Here is a 12,803-nt window from a genome sequence, read left to right as displayed (position 1 = left end):
ATCTTGCGGCCTTTCCACGCCACTCCGGTTTATCGATGATCCGTCCGATCCTGTTCTGCGCCGTGTTGCTCCTGCCGCTGTCGGCGTTTGCTTCCAGTTTTGCCGGCACCTCGGCCGGCTCCGCTTCCGGCGCCTCGTCGGCCTCGTCGGGCAGCACCTCCGGCGACGACAAGGTGGTGCTGGACGCGCGCGACGATGCCGCAGGTTTCGTCGCCAGCGAAGGCCGCATCCGCGGCGCACGCCTGGAAGCGGCATTGCTGCTGATGCGCGAGCGCAACGAAGCCGCCCGTGGCGCCAGCGACCTGGAGCTGGCGAAGGCGATCCTGGCGCTGTGAAGCGGCAGCGCCGGCCGCCGCGCTGGCGGTGGCTGGCCGCTTTCCTGACCTGCCTGGCGCTGCCGGCCCAGGCGGCCCTGCCATTGCAGCTGGACGAACGCGGGCTGGCGCCGGCGCAGGCCGATGCCGGCCGGCAACTGCTGCAGGCGGTGCGGGAACGCCTGCCATCGGAGCTGCCGCAGCCGCCGGCGCCATTGCAGGTGCAGTGGCGCGACGACCTTCCCGACCACGTCCGTGGCCGGGCGCTGGGGCGGAAGCTGCTGCTGGACCGGCGCCTGCTCGACGACTGGCTGGCCCGTCCGCTGCCGCTGCACGAGGACGATCCGGCTTCGCGCGCCGCGATGGCGGCGCTGATCCACGAGATCGCGCATGCGCTGGACCGCTCGCCGCAGGGCGGCTGGTCGCGCGATGCGCGTTTCCGCGACCTCGCCGGTTGGCAGGTGCGTCCGCTGCGTGCCGGCCGCGGCCGCAACGCGTTCAGCGACCGCAGCCCGGACCGCTACGAACTGCACAGCCCGGCCGAATTCTTCGCGGTCAACCTGGAGCACTACCTGCTGGATGGCGACTACGCCTGCCGGCGTCCGGCGCTGCACGCATGGTTCGCGCAGCGCTTCGGGCTGCCGCCGCTGGCGCCGCCGCCGGAGTGCGCGGCCGAGCTGCCGTACCTGCAGGCCGAGGCGGAGGAGGGCGCGGCCTCGCTGCTGGCGCTGGATCCGGCCCGGGTGTACGCGGTGGATTATCTGCTGGCCGAAGGCAACGAGCGGCCGATGAGCCGCTGGGGCCACAGCATGCTGCGGCTGGTGATCTGCGCGCCGGGACGTGCCCCGGGCCCGGCCTGCCGGATGGACCTGCAGCACCACCGGGTGCTGTCGTTCCGCGCGTTCATCGGCGATGTGCAGATTTCCAGCTGGCGCGGGCTGACCGGTTCCTATCCCTCGCGCCTGTTCGTGCTGCCGCTCGACCAGGTGATCGACGAATACACCAGGATCGAGCTGCGCGGCCTGTCCTCGATCCCGCTGCAGCTCGACGAAGCGGAGATCGCCGGCCTGCTGCAGCGCGCCGCGCGCGTGCACTGGAGCTACGACGGCCGCTACTACTTCATCGGCAACAACTGCGCGGTGGAGACGTTCAAGCTGCTGCACGACGGCGTGCCGCGGCTGGCGGCGGCGCCGCTGTCGGGCATCACCCCGCGCGGCCTGCTGCGGCGGCTGCAGCGCAACGGGATAGCCGACGGCAGCGTGCTCGACGACCCGGCCGAGGCGGTCCGGCTCGGCCACTATTTCGAATCGGCCGCCGCCCATTACCAGGCGATGTTCGAGGTGGTGCGCGCCGCGCTGCCGGTGCCGCAGCAGGACGTGGAGCAGTGGCTGCGGCTGCCGCCGGCGACGCGACGGTCGTGGCTGGAGCAGGTCGATACCGGATTGCATCCGGATCAGGCTCTGCGCACCAGCGCCGCGCTGCTGCTGCTGGAACAGGCGGCGCAGCGGCGCCTGGAGCTGGAGGCGCGGGATGTCCTCAAGCGGCAGTTGCTGGCGCGCCGGGGCGCCGGGGGGGACGAGGCGCTGCAGGCATTGCAACGGTTGCTGGAAGACGCCGGGATGATGGTGCGCCCGGCATCGCTGCTGGCGGAAAGCGGCTACGGCCTGCCGCAGGCGGCGGAACTGGACCGCCTGCACGGATCGGCGCAGGCGCTCAGCGAACGCGGCAGGCAGGGCTGGCAGCGGCTGCGCGAACAGCTGCGGGCGGGCCTGCCGGCGCAGCAGCAGGCCGACATGCGGGAGATCGAAGCGAACCTGGCGATCATCGGCGCGCGCCTTCGCCAGTCGGCGCGCGTGCCGGCGACGGAAGCGCCTGTTGGCGAGGCCGCGGAAACGCCGGCCGCCGTGCCGCCCTGAGCATCCCTGCGGTGGTTGCCCGGCCATGCAGGAAAGCGGCGCCGGTGCCTGCTGCGCGCAATTGCTTCACATGAGGTGAAGATGCGATTGCTAGGATCGAAGGTGTCCTTTTCCCTTCATCAGGAGTCGAACATGCATGTCCTTTCCTGGGCCACCGGCCTGGCATTGGTCGCCAGCCTGGCGGCCTGCAACGCCACCGACAACACCGCACCGGCCGCCGACCCGGCTGCCAGCGCCGACCCGGACGTGGCGGCGCCGCCGCCGTTGGAAGAGCACACCTACGACTTCCGCTGCGGCGACCTGGCGGTCACCGCCACCTATCACGGACAGGATGCGGCCACCGTGGTGATCGGCGACAGGACCTTCGCGATGAGCGCGATGCCGGCTGCTTCCGGCGCAAGATATGGCGACGGCGAGGGCAACGAGCTCTGGACCAAGGGCCAGGACGAGGGCATCTTGATCCTGAGCGGCGAGGACGACCGCAACTGCAGCGCCGCCGGACCTGCGGACGGTTGACGCAGACCCCGTCGTCCCCGCCTGCGCGGGGACGACGGTAGCGGTCGCTCAGTCGGCGCGGCCGCCGAATTCGCCGGTCGTGGTGTTGACCAGGATGCGCTCGCCGTTGGTGATGTACTCCGGCACCATGATCTCGATGCCGGTGTTGAGCTTGGCCGGCTTCGGGCGCTTGGTGGCGGTGCCGCCCTTCAGCTCCGGCGGGGTGTCCACCACTTCCAGGGTCACGTGCTGCGGCAGCTGCACGGCCACCGGCTGGTCGTCGATGACCTGCACGTAGATGCCGGTCAGGCCCTCGGTGATGTAGCCGGCGTCGTCGCCGATCACGTCCGCGTCCAGCGTGTACGGGGTGTAGTCCTCGTCGTCGAGGAACACGAACGCGTCGCCGTCCTTGTACGAGTAGGTGGACTGGCGGCGCAGCAGCTCGACCTCGGGCAGGTTGTCGTCGGCGTCGAAGCTGGCGTCGAGCTTGTTGCCGCCCGGCACGCTGTACATGATGAAACGGAAGCGGACATTGCCGCCGCGGCCCTGCGGCGAGCTGCGTTCGATGTCGCGGATCTGGTAGACGCCGTTGTTGTATTCGACGACGTTGCCTTTCTTGATTTCGCTGGCTTTCATGACGTTAGGCCGGTGGTGGTTGAACGTGGGCGGGCGCCCTGGTGGCGCCCGCAGGTGGAATTACTTGGGCGCCAGGCGCACGGCGCCGTCCAGGCGGATGGTCTCGCCGTTGAGGTAGGGATTGCCGAGGATGTGCCCGACCAGGGCGGCGAAGTCCTCCGGCTGGCCCAGCCGCGACGGGAACGGGATCGAGGCGGCCAGCGACTGCTGCACGGCCTCGGGCATGCCGTCGACCATCGGCGTCCAGAACACGCCCGGGGCGATGGTCATCACGCGGATGCCGAAGCGCGCCAGCTCGCGCGCCATCGGCAGGGTCATGCCGACCACGCCGCCCTTGGAGGCCGAGTAGGCGGCCTGGCCGATCTGGCCTTCGTAGGCGGCGACGCTGGCGGTGTTGACGATCACGCCGCGCTCGCCGTCCTCGCCCGGCTCGTTGTGCTGCATCAGGTCGGCGGCGGCCTTGGCGACGTTGAAGCTGCCGACCAGGTTGACCATCACCGTGGACTGGAAGTTGGCCAGCGGCATCGGCGCTTCCTTGCCCAGCACGCGGCCGGCACCGAGGATGCCGGCGCAGTTCATCGCCACGTTCAGCCCGCCCAGGAATTCGCGCGCGGCGGCCAGGTTGGCGGCCACGCCGGCCTCGTCGGTGACGTTGGTGTTGAAGTAGCGCGCGTTGCCGGCGCCGAGTCCGGCGACCGCGGCCGCGCCCTTGTCGTCGTTGAGGTCGAACAGCGCGACCTTGCCGCCGTGGGCGACCAGGTGCTTTGCCACGGCCAGGCCGAGGCCGGAGACGCCGCCGGTGACGACGGCGCGGACGGAAGACAACTGCATCGGGACGGTCCTGCTGGATGAAGGTCGCCGATTCTAGCCGATGGCGGTGGGGCGGGCCGGTTGCAGCCGGGGCGTGGGTGGAGTGGGTGGTCGTGCGAAGAGCTCGCGACTTACGTCGCTCCTACAGACGGCGGGGAAGTCGTTGTAGGAGCGACGTAAGGCGCGACCCGCCCGGCCCGGGATCAGGCGATGCGCCGGGCGAACTCGTCCGGCGGCAGGCCGGGGGGCGAACAGGAAGCCCTGGCCGACCGGTACCCCGAGTTCGAGCAGGAACTGGCGCTGCGCCTCCGATTCCACGTTCCAGCCGATGGTGGTGGGGTGGGCGCGGGTTGCATCCGGGGCGTGGGTGGGGGCTTTAAAAGCTCGCGACTTACGTCGCTCCTACAACGGCGGGGAAGTCGTTGTAGGAGCGACGTCAGTCGCGACCGGCCCGGCCCGGGATCAGGCGATGCGCCGGGCGAACTCGTCCGGCGGCAGGCCGGGGGCGAACAGGAAGCCCTGGCCGACCGGTACCCCGAGTTCGAGCAGGAACTGGCGCTGCGCCTCCGATTCCACGCCCTCGGCCACCAGTCCCAGGCCGAGGCTGCGGGCGATGCCGCACACCGCCTCGCACACCGCCACGTCCGAGCGGTTGCCGGGCACGCCTTCGACGAACAGCTGGCTCAGCTTCAGGCCGTGGATCGGCAGCCGCCGCAGGTAGTTGAGCGCGCTGTAGCCCTCGCCGAAATCGTCGATGGTCAGCACCACGCCCATCGCGCGCAGCTCGGCGAAGGTCTGCAGGGTGGCCGGTGCGTCCTCGATCAGCACCCGCTCGGTGAATTCCAGCTCCAGCGCGGTGCCGGGCAGGGCGAACTCGTCCAGCGCCTGGCGCACGTTGCGGGCCAGGTCGTCGCCGCTGAACTGGCGGTAGGAGACGTTGATCGCCACGCGCACGATGCCCAGGCCCTGGTCGAGCCATTCGCGTACCTGGCGGCAGGCCTCGCGCAGCACCCAGTTGCCGATGCGCACGATGTCGCCGGTGCTCTCGGCGTGGCCGATGAACAGGTCCGGGCGCAGTTCGCCCAGCTGGATGTTCTGCCAGCGGATCAGCGCCTCGGCCGCCACCACGCGGCCATGGCGCAGGTCCACCTGCGGCTGGTAGACCAGCCGGAACTCGTTCTCGTCCAGCGCGCGGCGCAACCGGCTCTCGATCTGCAGCCGGTCCTGCTGGCGCTGCGCCAGCTCCGGCGAGAACACCTGCCAGCCGTTGCGGGTGCGGCGCTTGCAGTCGTACATGGCCACGTCCGCGCTCTGGATCAGTTGCTGCGGGCGGGTGCCGTCCTGTGGCGCGCGGGCGATGCCGATGCTGGTGGTGACCGAGAACTCGTCCTTGCCGAAACGGAACGGGCTGGCGAACGCGGCGCTGATGGCGGTGGCCAGCTGTTCCGGCCGTTGCGGGCGGTCGCGCGCGTCGCATATCACCAGGAACTCGTCGCCGCCGAAGCGCGCGATCAGGCCCTCGGTGCCCACCGCGGTGGCGATGCGGTGGGCGGCCTCGACCAACAGCTCGTCGCCGGCGTTGTGGCCGAGCACGTCGTTGACGGTCTTGAACCGGTCCAGGTCGATGTACAGCACCGCCACCCGCGCATGGGTGGGGTTGGCCAGGCGCTGGCCGAGATCGCCCAGCACCGCGTCGCGGTTCATGATCCCGGTCAGCGGGTCGGTCCGCGCCTGTATCCGCAGGGTCTCCTCGGCCTGCTTGCGCTCGGTGATGTCCTGCAGGGTGCCGGCGATGCGCGAGGAGGCCAGGTCGCCGGCCTCGACCTCGCCGATCATGCGTACCCAGAACGAATGGCCGTCGCCGCGCTGGCCCTGCAGCTCCAGCTCGAAGCCGGCGCGGCGTTCCACCGCCTCCAGCAGCGCCTGCTGCAGGTGCTGCTGGTCGTCGCCGCGCAGGCAGTCCAGCAGCTGCGGCATGCGTTCCAGCGGTTGTTCCTGGCCGAGGATGCGCTGCGCCTCCTCGGTGAGGTAGAGCCGTTGCTGGCTGCGGTCCCATTCCCAGCCGCCGATGTGGGCCAGCGACTGCGCGCGGTCGAACAGCGCGTTGTTGCGCTTGAGCTCGGTGATGTCGCTGAACAGCCCGAACACGTGGTCCGGGTGGTCGCGGTCGGAGGAGAACACCGGAACGTTGGTGGTGGAGATCCAGATCATCCGCCCGCGCGGCCGGTGGTACAGGCCGATGGTGGTGCTGCGGATGATGCGTCCGCTGGCGAAGGCCTGCGCCACCGGCCAGCGTTCCAGCGGCAGCCGCTGGCCGTGCTCGTCGACGGTGATCCAGTCGTCGGCCGACAGGCTGATCTGCAGCGGCTCGTCGCTGCCGACGCCGAGGATGCGGTGGGCGGCGGGGTTGGCCGAGACCACGCGGAACTCGCGGTCGAACAGCAGCACGCCCTTGTCGATGGATTCCATCAGCAGCCGGTAGCGCGACTCGGCCTGCCAGCGCCCGCTCAGGTCGCGGGCCACGGCGACGATGCACTTGCGTCCTTCGTGCTCGAAACCGGCCGAGTGCACCTCCACCGGAAAGCGGCTGCCGTCGCCGCGCATGTTGGTCACTTCGATGACGTAGGTCTGGCCGCGGTTGAGCGATTCCCACACCGGTTCCAGGTGGTCGCTGGGCAGGTCCGGATTCAGGTTCTCGATGGGCTGGCCGACGATGTCCTCGCGCGGCCGGCCGTAGGCGCGGATGCCGGCCTTGTTGAGGTCGAGCACGGTGCCGGTCTCGCTGAGGATGCTGACCGGGTCGGGCACCGCGTCGAACAGCGCGGCATAGCGCAGCTGCGCCGAGCGGCGGTCGGTCATCGCCTCGCGCAGCGCGTCACGGGCGGCCTGCAGCAGCCGGTGCAGGTGGGCGGGGTGGGGCTGGGTGAGGGCCCGTTCCAGCTCGGCCAGCGTATCGACGTGGGCGGTGACGTGGTCACCGGCGGAGGTGTCGTTGCGCTGGTCGGGTCTGTTCATGTCGTTGCCATCGCCCTTCCGGTCCTGCTGCCGGTCTCGCGCCCGAGCTTCTGCGCCAGCCAGCGTCCGGTCGCCGCCAAGGCCGGCAGGTCGATGCCGGTCGTCACCCCCATGCCGTGCAACATATACACCACATCCTCGCTGGCGACATTGCCGCTGGCGCCGCGGGCATAGGGGCAGCCGCCGGCGCCGGACACCGCGGCATCCACCACCCGCACCCCTTCCTCCAGGCAGGCGGCGATGTTGGCCAGCGCCTGGCCGTAGGTGTCGTGGAAGTGCACGGCCAGCGCGGCCATCGGCAGTTCGGCGGCCACCGCGCGCAGCATCGCCCGCGCCTTGTACGGGGTGCCGACGCCGATGGTGTCGCCCAGCGAGATCTCGTAGCAGCCCATCGCATGCAGGCGGGTGGCCACGCGTACCACGTCGGCCAGCGGCACCTCGCCCTGGTAGGGGCAGCCGAGCACGGTGGAGACGTAGCCGCGCACCTTCACCCCGTCCTGCGCCGCGCGCGCCAGCACCGGGGCGAAGCGCTGCAGCGATTCCTCGATGCCGGCATTGGTGTTGGTGCGGTTGAACTGCTCGGAGGCGGCGGTGAACACCGCCACTTCCTGCACGCCGACCGCGCGTGCGCGCTCGTAGCCCTGTTCGTTGGGCACCAGCACCGGATAGTCGACGCCGGGCCGGCGGGCGATGCCGGCATACACCTCGGCGGCGTCGGCCAGCTGCGGCACCCACTTGGGACTGACGAAACTGGTGGCCTCGATGGTCCGCAGGCCGGTGGCCGAGAGCCGGTCGACCAGCTCGATCTTGTCGGCGGTGGCTACCTGGGTCTTTTCGTTCTGCAGGCCATCGCGCGGGCCGACTTCGACGATGCGGACGAAATCATTCATGGTCGATCGTTCCGGGAACACGGGCGGGGGGCGGGGTGGTTCGGGCAGGACGGCGGCAGGCGCGGACGAGCCGGCTCACGGTTGCGCCGTCCAGTCCGGGGCGCGCTTGCCGAGGAAGGCGCCGAGACCCTCCTGGCCTTCGGCCGATACCCGCAGGCGGGCGATCAGGGCGGCGTTGTCGCGGTCCAGCACGTCGCGGTCGGCGGTCTGCCGCACCCGGCGTACCAGCGACTTGGCCGAGGCGGCGGCGATGGGGCCGGCCTTGCCCAGCAGTTCCAGCTGCAGCCGCACGGCGTCGTCGATGGCGTCCGGCTCCGCCAGCTGGTGGACCAGGCCGATGCGCAGCGCGGTGTCGGCGTCGAAATGCTCGCCGCTGGCGAACCAGCGCCGCGCCTGGCGCGGACCGATGGCATCGATGACGTAGGGCGAGATCACCGCCGGCAACAGGCCGAGACGGCTCTCGGTCAGGCCGAAGCGGGCCTGGGTGGAGGCGATGGCGATATCGCAGCAGGCCACCAGGCCGACGCCGCCACCGAAGGCGGCGCCGTGCACCCGGGCGACGGTCGGCTTGGGCAGCTCGTCCAGGGTGCGCATCAGCCGCGCCAGCGCCAGCGAATCCTGGCGGTTCTCCTCTTCGCTGGCGGCGGCCATGCCGCGCATCCATTGCAGGTCGGCGCCGGCCGAGAACGAGGCGCCGGCCCCGCACAGCAGGACCGTGCGTACCTGGCGGTCGTCCGCGGCCGCTTCCAGGGTCGCGGTCAGCGCGGCGATCAGGCCGGCATCGAAGGCGTTGTGCAGGGTGGGGCGGTTCAGTTGCAGGCGCAGTACCGCGTTCGTGCGTTCCACCAGCAGGGCATCGCTCATCGCTCATCCGGTCCAGTCGAGACAGGCGTGGATCATAGCGGGCCGCCGGCCGCGGGCAATGACGCGGCGCCGCGATGCTAGAATCCATGACCTTTTTTCATCGGTCCGAAGGCGCTCTTACAGTGACGTTGTCCGATCTGCCGCTGTACGGCACGGCGTGGGTGGAGGCGGTGCAGGAACTGCACGCCAACGATGCGATCGCCAGGAGGCTGAAGGAGCTGGGCTTCGTCGACGGCGAAGAGGTGCGGCTGGTGGCGCGCGGTCCGCTGGGCGCCGAGCCGCTGCTGGTGCAGGTCGGCTTCACCCGGTTCGCGCTGCGCCGCAGCGAGGCGGCCCGGGTCCGGATCCGCACGCAGGGAGTGCCGGCATGAGCGCGGCAGCGATGCGGCTGGCCCTGGTCGGCAATCCCAACAGCGGCAAGACCGCGCTGTTCAACCAGCTCACCGGCAGCCGGCAGAAGGTGGCCAACTACACCGGAGTGACGGTGGAGCGCAAGGAAGGCCGCATGCGCGGGCCGTCCGGCCGCGAGTACGCGGTGCTCGACCTGCCCGGCGCCTACAGCCTGCAGCCAGCCAGCCTGGACGAGGCGATCACCCGCGACCTGTGCCGGGGCTTCTATCCGGGCGAGGCGGCGCCGGACGTGCTGGTGTGCGTGGTCGACGCCACCAACCTGCGCCTGCACCTGCGCTTCGCGCTGGAGCTGCGCGAGCTGGGCAAGCCGATGATCGTGGCGCTGAACATGGTCGACGCCGCGCAGCGGCGCGGCATCCGCATCGACGTGCAGGCGCTGGAGCAGGCGCTGGGCGTGCCGGTGGTGGAGACCGTGGCGGTACGCCGCCACGGTGCGCGGGCGCTGGTCGAGCGGCTGGATGCGATGGCTGCGGCACTGCCGGCACCGGAGCCGGTGGCACTCGAAGGCGGCGATTACCACGGCCGCGTGCGCGACATCCTCGCCACCGCGGTGAGCATGCCTTCGCGCACCGCCAGGGTGGACGACGCGCTGGACCGCTGGCTGCTGCACCCTCTGTTCGGGCTGCTGACGCTGGCGGTGGTGATGTTCCTGATCTTCCAGGCGGTCTACGCCTGGGCGACGCCGCTGATGGACCTGATCGAGGCCGGCACCGGCGCGCTCGGCGAATGGGTCGGCGGGGTCCTGCCGGAAGGGCCGCTCAACAGCCTGCTGGTGGACGGCATCATCGCCGGCGTCGGCGGGGTGGTCGTGTTCCTGCCGCAGATCCTGATCCTGTTCGCCTTCATCCTGGCGCTGGAGGAGTCCGGCTACCTGCCGCGCGCGGCGTTCCTGCTGGACCGGATGATGGCTGCCGCCGGCCTGTCCGGGCGCTCGTTCATCCCGCTGCTGTCCAGCTTCGCCTGCGCGGTGCCGGGGATCATGTCCACCCGCAGCATCCAGGACCCGCGCGACCGGCTGGCCACGATCCTGGTCGCGCCGCTGATGACCTGCTCGGCGCGGTTGCCGGTCTATGCGCTGCTGATCGGCGCGTTCATCCCGCAGAAGACCGTCTGGGGGATGTTCAACCAGCAGGGCCTGGTGCTGTTCGGCCTGTATGCGGCCGGCATCGCCAGCGCGCTGGCGATGTCGTGGACGATGAAGAAGTTCCGCCGCGACAAGGGCGAGCACCCGTTGCTGCTGGAACTGCCGTCCTACCGCATCCCGCACCCGCGCGACCTGGCGGTGGGGCTTTACGAGCGCGGCATGATCTTCCTCAAGCGCGTGGGCGGCATCATCCTGGCGCTGACCATCCTGCTGTGGTTCCTGCTGTCGTTCCCGGCCGCGCCGGCGGATGCGACGATGCCGGCCATCGACTACAGCTTCGCCGGCCAGCTGGGCCACGCGATGGCCGTGTTCTTCGCGCCGCTGGGCTTCAACTGGCAGATCTGCATCGCGCTGATCCCCGGCATGGCCGCGCGCGAGGTGGCGGTAGCCTCGCTGGCGACGGTGTACGCGTTGTCCGCGGCCGACGACGATGCCGCGACCCAGGCGCTCACCCCGCTGATCAGCGATGGCTGGTCGCTGGCCACCGCGCTGTCGCTGCTGGTCTGGTACATCTATGCGCCGATGTGCATCTCCACGCTGGCCACCATCAAGCGCGAGACCAACTCGTGGAAGCAGATGGGCTTCGCCACCGTCTACCTGTTCGCGGCCGCCTACGTGGCCGCGCTGATCACCTACCAGGTCACGGTGGCGCTGGGAGGCGGCTGATGGACGCCGGGCTGCTGCTGCAGTACCTGTTGGTCGCGCTGGCGGTGCTGGCCAGCGCCTGGGTGGTGTTGAAGAAGCAGTTTCCCGGCACCGTGCGCAAGCTGCGCGGTGCCATCGCCTTGTACCTGCTCAGGCCGCAGCGCGCGCCCTGGCTGCAGGCGCTGGGGCGGCGGATCGCACCGCCGGCCAGCGGCGGGGGCGGTGCCTGCGGCGGTTGCGACGACTGCGGGCCGAAGCCGCCGAAGCGGCATTAGCGATACGGAAGACGCCGGGGCTCCTGGTACTCCTCTGCCTTGTCGGCGGGGAGGCGATACGCCTCGCCGGGCGTTGTCTGATGCCCATCGCCAGGGCCCGGGTGCCGGGCGGTTGTCCGGCCGGTACGGACCTGTACCCTCAGCCTTCGAAAGCGACGCTTGCGTCGCCGTACTTCGAAATCCTGAAATCCTCGCCGCTGAGCATCATTCCCCTTGCGTGGTCCCTGTCGGAATCCAGGTTGAACAGCAATCCGTACAGGCTGTCTTCCCGATCCTGTTCGAACAGGACGTAGATGGTCATCAGCTTCAGGCCATCGTCATTGCCGACGTCGCTGACGATCCTCGCGCGCGCGGCGGGAAGCCATTCCCGCGAGGCGTCGACGAAGCCCGCGATCCTTTCCCTGTAGTCGCGGCGCAGTATCTCGTCGGCCGCCTCCAGCGCATCCGATATTTCGAGCGTTACCGGCTCCCGTTGCCCGTCGATGGCGACGTCGTACATGCAATGGTCTTCATCGAATGCGATGTCCTCGGCTCTCATGTTTTCCACCTCGAAAAGGTTCAGTCCCGCACCAGGCCGCCGTCCACCACCAGGTTCTGGCCGGTGACCGCGCGCGACCAGGGGCTGGCGAAGAACAACGCCGCGTCGGCGAATTCCGCCGGCGTGGTGACGCTGCGCAGCGGGGTGTTGGCGGCGATGTAGTCGAATACCGCCTCGGGCGTGGCCGCGCTGGCATCGGTGGTGCGCAGCAGGCCGCCGGAGAGCATGTTGACGGTGATGCCGTCCGGGCCGAGGTCGCCGGCCAGGGTGCGGGTCAGCGCCAGCAGCGCGGCCTTGGCCGCGGTGTAGTCGTGGTAGGGCACCACCGGGTTCTGGAACAGGTTGGTGCCGATGTTGACGATGCGGCCGAAGTTCTGTCCGCGCATGCCCGGCAGCGCCGCCTGCACGGTGTTGAGCGCGCCGCGCACGCTGCCGTCGAACTGGGCGGCGAAGTCCTCCCAGGCGATGTCGCCGGCCTTGGCGCGGGCGTCGCCGTTGAAGGAGAAGTCGGCCAGCGCATTGTTGACCACGGTGCAGACCGGCCGGCCGAAGTGCACCCGGGCCTGCGCCAGCATCGCCTCGACCTGGGCGCGGTCGCGGACGTCGGCGCCGACGGCCAGCGCCTGCGGGCCGAGCTCGGCGGCCAGTGCCTCGGCCGCCTCGCGGCTGCGGTGGTAGTTGACCACCAGTTGCGCGCCCTCGCGGGCGAAGGCGCGCGCCAGCCACTGGCCGAGGCCACGGCCGGCGCCGGTGACGAGGACGAGTTGCCGGGAAATCTGCATGGGAGAGCGCCGCCTGCGGAGGTGGGCGCGCAAGCGTAGCAGGCGATATAGACTCTGCGTGTCCGCAG

13 protein-coding genes are annotated in these 12,803 nt (G+C 70.4%); 6 read left to right on the top strand and 7 right to left on the bottom strand.

What is annotated here, in order from left to right:
• The first annotated feature begins 35 nt into the window (after positions 1–35).
• The 3 genes from OK345_RS09335 (at position 36) to OK345_RS09325 (ending at position 2,746) form a co-directional block, all read left to right on the top strand.
• A complete protein-coding gene (locus OK345_RS09335; protein ID WP_265127694.1) occupies positions 36–335 on the top strand; it encodes a DUF2388 domain-containing protein in 300 nt (99 codons plus the stop codon).
• Positions 332–2,230 (top strand): DUF7844 domain-containing protein, encoded by a 1,899-nt coding sequence (locus OK345_RS09330; protein ID WP_265155017.1) that lies wholly within the window; start codon positions 332–334, stop codon positions 2,228–2,230. The genes OK345_RS09335 and OK345_RS09330 overlap by 4 nt, the downstream gene beginning before the upstream one ends.
• A 132-nt stretch (positions 2,231–2,362) precedes the next feature.
• The gene (locus OK345_RS09325; RefSeq protein ID WP_265127693.1) at positions 2,363–2,746 is read left to right on the top strand and encodes an MliC family protein; all 384 of its coding nucleotides are present in this window, start codon (positions 2,363–2,365) and stop codon (positions 2,744–2,746) included.
• 48 nt (positions 2,747–2,794) lie between these two features.
• On the opposite strand, the gene yeiP is transcribed toward OK345_RS09325, so the two are convergent.
• The 5 genes from yeiP to OK345_RS09300 form a co-directional block, all read right to left on the bottom strand.
• Positions 2,795–3,361 carry an elongation factor P-like protein YeiP gene (yeiP, locus tag OK345_RS09320; RefSeq protein ID WP_265127692.1) on the bottom strand — a complete coding sequence of 189 codons (567 nt, stop codon included), beginning with the start codon at positions 3,359–3,361 and terminating at the stop codon, positions 2,795–2,797.
• Between the two features lie 60 nt (positions 3,362–3,421).
• Positions 3,422–4,192 carry an SDR family NAD(P)-dependent oxidoreductase gene (locus OK345_RS09315; protein WP_265127691.1) on the bottom strand — a complete coding sequence of 257 codons (771 nt, stop codon included), beginning with the start codon at positions 4,190–4,192 and terminating at the stop codon, positions 3,422–3,424.
• A gap of 441 nt (positions 4,193–4,633) precedes the next feature.
• The gene (locus OK345_RS09310) at positions 4,634–7,186 is read right to left on the bottom strand and encodes a sensor domain-containing protein (protein ID WP_265127690.1); all 2,553 of its coding nucleotides are present in this window, start codon (positions 7,184–7,186) and stop codon (positions 4,634–4,636) included.
• A complete protein-coding gene (locus OK345_RS09305) occupies positions 7,183–8,076 on the bottom strand; it encodes a hydroxymethylglutaryl-CoA lyase (protein ID WP_265127689.1) in 894 nt (297 codons plus the stop codon). Before OK345_RS09305 ends, OK345_RS09310 begins: the two co-directional genes overlap by 4 nt.
• Positions 8,077–8,151: 75 nt before the next feature.
• Positions 8,152–8,940 (bottom strand): enoyl-CoA hydratase-related protein, encoded by a 789-nt coding sequence (locus OK345_RS09300; RefSeq protein WP_265127688.1) that lies wholly within the window; start codon positions 8,938–8,940, stop codon positions 8,152–8,154.
• A 122-nt stretch (positions 8,941–9,062) separates the two neighbouring features.
• Between OK345_RS09300 and OK345_RS09295 the strand changes: the two genes are divergently transcribed.
• The 3 genes from OK345_RS09295 to OK345_RS09285 are packed head-to-tail and all read left to right on the top strand — an operon-like array spanning position 9,063 to position 11,415.
• Positions 9,063–9,311, top strand: coding sequence for a FeoA family protein (locus tag OK345_RS09295; RefSeq protein WP_265127687.1), 249 nt, complete (start codon positions 9,063–9,065; stop codon positions 9,309–9,311).
• Positions 9,308–11,161: a ferrous iron transporter B gene (gene feoB / locus OK345_RS09290; protein WP_265127686.1), complete on the top strand. Its 1,854-nt coding sequence runs from the start codon at positions 9,308–9,310 to the stop codon at positions 11,159–11,161. The genes OK345_RS09295 and feoB overlap by 4 nt, the downstream gene beginning before the upstream one ends.
• Positions 11,161–11,415 carry a DUF6587 family protein gene (locus OK345_RS09285; protein WP_265127685.1) on the top strand — a complete coding sequence of 85 codons (255 nt, stop codon included), beginning with the start codon at positions 11,161–11,163 and terminating at the stop codon, positions 11,413–11,415. Before feoB ends, OK345_RS09285 begins: the two co-directional genes overlap by 1 nt.
• A gap of 139 nt (positions 11,416–11,554) precedes the next feature.
• Here OK345_RS09285 and OK345_RS09280 read toward each other — a convergent pair whose 3' ends face one another.
• Positions 11,555–11,914: a hypothetical protein gene (locus OK345_RS09280; protein WP_265127684.1), complete on the bottom strand. Its 360-nt coding sequence runs from the start codon at positions 11,912–11,914 to the stop codon at positions 11,555–11,557.
• A gap of 59 nt (positions 11,915–11,973) precedes the next feature.
• Positions 11,974–12,735, bottom strand: a complete 762-nt coding sequence (locus OK345_RS09275; RefSeq protein ID WP_265127683.1) for a 3-oxoacyl-ACP reductase — start codon at positions 12,733–12,735, stop codon at positions 11,974–11,976.
• Positions 12,736–12,803: the final 68 nt, after the last annotated feature.

It is taken from the genome of Xanthomonas chitinilytica (assembly GCF_026107455.2).
In the GTDB taxonomy this organism is placed as follows: Bacteria; Pseudomonadota; Gammaproteobacteria; order Xanthomonadales; family Xanthomonadaceae; genus Stenotrophomonas; species Stenotrophomonas chitinilytica.
This window is presented reverse-complemented; position numbering and strand designations above follow the sequence as displayed.